This window comes from Pseudoalteromonas sp. K222D (assembly GCF_017653575.1).
Classification (GTDB): Bacteria; Pseudomonadota; Gammaproteobacteria; order Enterobacterales; family Alteromonadaceae; genus Pseudoalteromonas; species Pseudoalteromonas nigrifaciens.
In genome coordinates, this window is record NZ_JAGGDL010000039.1 from 25,086 (window position 1) to 31,085 (window position 6,000).

General features: G+C 35.4%; 4 protein-coding genes. 1 reads left to right on the forward strand and 3 read right to left on the reverse strand.

What is annotated here, in order from left to right; genetic code table 11:
- Positions 1 to 341: 341 nt before the first annotated feature.
- Positions 342 to 1,304: a transcriptional regulator gene (locus J5X91_RS15165; RefSeq protein ID WP_011329645.1), complete on the reverse strand. Its 963-nt coding sequence runs from the start codon at positions 1,302 to 1,304 to the stop codon at positions 342 to 344.
- Positions 1,305 to 1,319: 15 nt separating this feature from the next.
- Complete coding sequence (locus J5X91_RS15170) at positions 1,320 to 2,558, reverse strand: AAA family ATPase (RefSeq protein ID WP_011329644.1); 1,239 nt, start codon at positions 2,556 to 2,558, stop codon at positions 1,320 to 1,322.
- Between the two features lie 772 nt (positions 2,559 to 3,330).
- On the opposite strand from J5X91_RS15170, the gene J5X91_RS15175 reads away from it, so the two are divergent.
- Entirely contained in the window at positions 3,331 to 4,545 is a 1,215-nt protein-coding gene (locus tag J5X91_RS15175) for a hypothetical protein (RefSeq protein WP_011330184.1), read from the forward strand.
- A gap of 57 nt (positions 4,546 to 4,602) precedes the next feature.
- Here the strand turns inward: J5X91_RS15175 and J5X91_RS15180 are convergent, their stop codons facing one another.
- Positions 4,603 to 5,478 carry a DNA replication terminus site-binding protein gene (locus J5X91_RS15180; protein WP_011330183.1) on the reverse strand — a complete coding sequence of 292 codons (876 nt, stop codon included), beginning with the start codon at positions 5,476 to 5,478 and terminating at the stop codon, positions 4,603 to 4,605.
- Between the last annotated feature and the right edge of the window lie 522 nt (positions 5,479 to 6,000).

Below are 6,000 nucleotides of genomic sequence, written 5' to 3' on the forward strand. Positions count from 1 at the left end.
AAACTGGTTGGAGCTGAGCGCTTAGTAAAAAATTGCTTTATAGCTAAATAATGCGCTAATTATTATTTATTTAAAATAAAACACACAGCTAACTCACAAGTTAAAAACAACTTACTAACACAAGGAGGGGGTTTACAGATCAGCTTTATACTAACAAAGCGCAAAACAGGTAGGATCTAAGATAAAAAGGTAATTTAGTTAGTAAAAAGCTGATCTAAAATAGGCAAGTAACTCTTTTATGCTTAAATTTTGCTATATGGGATCAGTTTTTTACTAACTTAAAGGGTGTACAGATCAATATTTAACTAAGCTAACACCCTTATAGATCATTATTTTACTAACTAGTTAAATGCAGCTAATAGCTTAGTAAGTTGTTCTAAGCGCTTGTCTGTCATAACTTTATTGTTTATTTTTACTGAAACATCACCATTTTTTAAACTGCGCTGTACTGAAACAAAGTTACTCTCAAGCACAACTTCACGTTTAACGGCTATTTGTGGCTCGGTAGTTAAATACTTAGTAATGGCCATTGCACGCTTGTCATCGCTTGCTGCTGCGTTTATGTCTTCATGGTTAGCAATGTCAGCAACTAGCAAGTTAAAGGCTGCTTGGTCGCGCTCCTTTGCGCTAATCAGCTTTTTAGCCACTTCACGGCCAACATGATTAGCTGTAGGGTAAAGTGCAACAACATCTGCAGGGATTTGCTCGAATGCTTTTATTGCATCGGCAACCGCGGTATGCGATACGCCTTCAATAACTGCAATTTCACGGTAAGAGCCTTTTTTACCTTGCTCAATTAATTCATTTTTAGTGTTTTGATAAGCTTGTCCAAGTTCCCACAAGCTAGGTGCTATGTATTGATCAGACGAAACAGCTAAAATTTTTGCATCTTGATCAGTAAAGTCGCTAGAGCTCAACACTAAATAATCGGCATTACCCAAAATGCAGGCTTTACGGCGGCGTGATCCCGCAAGTACTAAGCTTGTATCGCCTTGATCCCAAAGAAGTGCCGGGTGTTGATTACGGCCATCTTCTTTTATTGCCGGTAGAATATCGGATACCGACTTTTCATTTAACAGCGACTGTACACGGCGGTTTTTGCCATATACCTGGGTTGTTGACTCAATGTCACTATGGGAAATCACTTTACAAACTAGGGTAATTTCTCTGCTAGGATCGCTTGGCGCTGGCATACGAATTACATCGCCCGCATTTGCTTGCTCTAATAAAGCATCAAGACTACTACTACCAACCGCTGTTGCAAAAGGGTCTAAGCGGGTGTCATTTTTACGTTTTTTAGCCATTTTTGTTTAACATCCTTACTTAGGGGTATTTAGTTTTGATTGTGTAGATTGCCAATTAGAGCGGATCAGCATTTCGAGCTCATCAACTACATCTTTTATATTTTCTTGCGCACGCATTAACGATTCGCGACTCGCTAAACTATCTGATGCTTTTTGATCAAAAATAGTGTTAAACGAAGACGAACTCGCTGTAATTGCTGAGCTATGGTTAATTGGGTAACTCATTACTTGGCGACCAAAGGCACTACGAACATCTTTAACGATATCGCGTTGCGAGTGGTTACCTTTTACATAGTTAGTTACTAAAAACTGCATAAAGTCCCATCCTTCATGGCCTAGGGCTGCAACTGTATGATAAATCTCACCTAAACGTTTTAAATATTTATTATTTGCATCAAAGTCTACTGCTTCTGGATGAACCGGTATTAGCATTGCTGTAGATGCCATTAACGCATTATAAAACATAAAGTTAAGTGTTGGAGCTGTGTCGATTAATAACACATCAAACTCGTCTTTTACTGGGTCAATTACTTTTTCAAGTAACTTATGATAATGACGAGTTTGTTCATAATTTGAGGTGTCTTTGAGTAAAGTAGCTGTTTCATGTTCAAAATAAAAATCATCCATACCAGATGGTAAAACACGAATATTTGGAATATGCGTAGGTAAAAATGAGTTTGATACAAATTCAGGCCAGGTTTCCCCTTCGTCTAAATCAATACAATCACGCATTAAATCGCCAACGGTAATTGGATCGGGCTCTGCCGATGGAAAAAAGCTAGATGATGAACCTTGAGGATCTAAATCAATAATACCAATACGATAGCGTTTAATATTTGTAGTTGCCAGTGCTGCTGCAATATTAACCATACTAGTTGTTTTACCACAACCGCCTTTTAAGGAGTTAATTACAATAACTTGCAGTTTGTCATCACCAGTACGGTGATCTGGCTGAATATCCATAATATCGGCCATAGCAAAAATATTTACTAAAGTGTAAGCGTAATGACCATTTGCACCACGTTTGATATTTAAATTATCAAAATCACCATTGTCGTGGCGTCTTTTTAAGGTACGATTGTTACAACCTAGCAGATCGGCAGCTGCTTTTTGCGTATAAGTTCTTAATTCTTTTTCTTCAGATTTAAGATGAGCGCGATAATGTTGTATACGTCCTTCTAGTGACTTTTCGGCAACTTCAGCTGTTGCTTTCAAAAGCCGGTAGGTACTTAGCGCATTATTATTGATAGACATACTTAATTCCTCAAAGTTAGGCTGTTAGTATAATGTCCATTCAATTTGCTGTAAACAACTATTTATAGTGACATGTGTTTTATAAACAAGACATCTAATAATATTTTTACATGCTTAATATCTCTTAGTATAAATAGAAAGGTTAAGTATGGTTAAGTATATAAGGTATTAAAGGATAGAGGCTTAAATAAAGGTCATAAATACATGATTTATATGAATAATAATAAAATAAGCAGATCAGCTTTATACTTGGTTAAGATCAGATCTTTATCTACTAGCAGATCAGCTTTTTACTAAGCTGAAAATTAAAACAATAGTTACACACAGGTTAATCATTAAGTTGTGCACAAAAAAGGTCTGGTAGATCAGTTTTATACTAAGTAAATTATAAAGTTATACACCGACTCTGTAGTAAAAGAAGGCTTTTAATTAGTATAGATCTGATCTGTAGTAGGTACAGATCAGATCTATGCTAACTCAATATGCGCTTATCCACAGGGCTTTTAGTTTTTTAGTTAATTTGTCGTGTTAAATATTAAAAATTTAGCTTTGTAATGGACAAAAATCTCACTGAGTTAGTAAAAATGAGATTTGTAACTGCCTAGTTAGTAAAATAATGATCTTAAATTGAGTTAATTAGCATCCGCTTAGTATAATAGTGATCCGAAGGTTTTATTTTAGCTCAGATCACTTTTATACTAACTTAAACATTTAACTTTTTTGTCTTTATGTGTTGTTATTAGCTGTCGCAATAAAAATGGAAATAACAACAATGAGCCGAAAGGTCAACATCTCGGTAGATAACTTGCCCGATACACTAAGGGGCCAAATTCACGGGGTGGAAAGTGCAATTGATAATGAAAGCTTAGCACTGTTTACAGATAATAAAGATGTGCGGATTTCGATAGAAAATGCAGCTCATGGATTACGTGCTTATTCGAATACTTTTAACCATTATGATTTATGGGGACGCTTTGTCCGTTCAGGGCATAAAAAATTACCATTAGAAGAAGCACCTAAAAAAACAATAATTACACGCAAAATATCTGAAAAAATAGATGGCATTTTGTACGATGGTGAATTAAAAATAACGCCGGCGGTTGTTAGCACACGCAAAGATGGTGAAGACGTAGAATATTTGGTTTGGCCATCAGATCGAGAAGAAAAAGTAGAACGTGCGCTGATCCGTTTAGCTTCTAAAGGTAAAATAGTAAAAATAAATTTTAAGTCCGGTATTCAATATGCTGTTGTTTTTTCAATGAACGAATTAGCACAAGAGCTGAAAACCGTTGGCCAATCTATGCCATATCCACAAATTAAAGAATCACTTGAAGCATTACAAGGCTCGAAACTTTCGTTTAAATATTCAGCAACAGACACCAAAAATACAAATATTGATGATTCATTTTACGAATCGAACATGAACTTTTTATCGTCACTGCATTTTAGTGGAAAAAAAGGTCAAGGCGGAAATGTTAAATGTGTTGCGTGTTTAAATGCATTTGTGCATAACATGATTGATAACCTTGAATACAAAGGATATTACTTTAACAGCGCCCAAGAATTAAAACGCGGATTGTCGCGTTGGATGATGCTGCGCTTATATCATCTTTGGCGTTATGCAGCGCCGGGTAAAACATACCATTTTAGATTACTGTCTATTATGGAAAAGTACGGCTCAATTTATTCAACGGATAATATTACCGAAAATAAATTAAAAGCGCTGCGTCGTGATATGACCACAACAATGAAAGATTTGATCGAGAAAGGAGCTATCTCTGAGTACAGTATTACCAATGTTAAAGACGATAAAACCGGTAATATTATTGACTACACTTACGAAATGCATCCATCAGACCAATTTTGTGATGAGATACTTACTCTGAATAAACACAATAAACGTATTGAAATACAAGGCGGTAAGCGTATTGTAGAAAATGCTGTGCTTATTGATGAAGACAAACTTGTTGAAATAGTAGATAAGTAATTTTTATTGCAGAGTCAATAATAACAAAGGTCACCTAGCGTGACCTTTTTAACATAATCACTTTTCTACTTGTTCTAAATAAAGTCGATCTACTAAAAAATCATAGTCACGTTTTCGTGGATGACTTAATGGTTTTTCGTAATTTGGTAATATCCCAAGCTTTACGTCTGGTTCTGGGTTTATTAAAATAAAAGGTAGCGCCGCACTGACGTGATAACGGTTTTGCGCGGTATAACGCACATTTACCTGAGGGCTAACTCGAGTAGGGCGCCTAATTCTAAGTTTTTCTTTTTCACCTAAACTTGCTACCCGTAATTGCTCTTGTGCTACTAGCGCCTGCCATTTTTGCTGGTCGATCATTCTGGGGTTTCTATAACTAGCTGACTTTTGTAACATTTCGAGGGCCATTTTTTTGGTCAGTGTTTTAGTTGCATGTTTGTGCATCCAGGTAAATCGTACTGAAAAAGGCGATTCATGTTCACTATGAATTTTTCGATAAGCAGCCAAAGTAATTAAGTTGGGTACTGCATTATGCACCGCTTCAAAACGAGCATCGTTGTTATCAATAGCTAAAATACACTCTTTAAACGCTGCTTTTGCCTTATTTACTTGAGCAATTCGATTAATTAGTGCTTGTTTGTCAGCATTTTTTATAACTAATAGGCCAGGATGACGCTTTAAAACTCGGCTACTTAGCCCTTGTTTTTTATAAATGTCAGTAAAGGAATTTAATATAGCTTTATGTGCTAGTTCGCCTGATATTTTAGTAACTTTAATCGATTCGGCCACTTTATCTTCATCAACAGTGCTTATATCAGGAAGTTGATAATATTCGGCTTTTGTATATTCACATAGATTAAGCTCTTCTATTAGTCTTAATGTTAGTTCGCTCATTAAATCAAACTGACTTCTTATTTGTACTTTAGTTACCATGCAACCTCCAAAGAACACATCTTACCCAACTAATTATCGCACATAACCTTATCTTTGTTTAGAAAATAATTTAAATTTACTCGGGGCTAAGTTTATCTAATATTTGACTTGAGTATGATGTGTTCTTTGAAGCTTTGGTTGAACTTAAAATCTCGTGCTTATGCATTTGAGTAGCTTAGCTCTTAATAATAATTCCCCAATACTCACATTTATATACCGTTATAGGTTACAGCTAATAACGGCCTACTAGCTTCTGAGTGCAATTTAACTTTAGCCATGGAGCCTGTTTTTCAACCAATTTTTGAATTTATAGTTAATATGATTAACCAAAATAACAGTTCAAGTGAAAAGGTTTTTCTGCTTTAATAAAAATTGAGATATTAACCTCATATCTCAAGATACTTTCCCTTAAATATTTAAGGGAATAATTTAACATGGATAAAAGGTAAGCGCGTAATTAGCCCCACATACCAATGTTAATGGCACCTATGCATAATTTACTCAGCATATTAACCTGAGGTA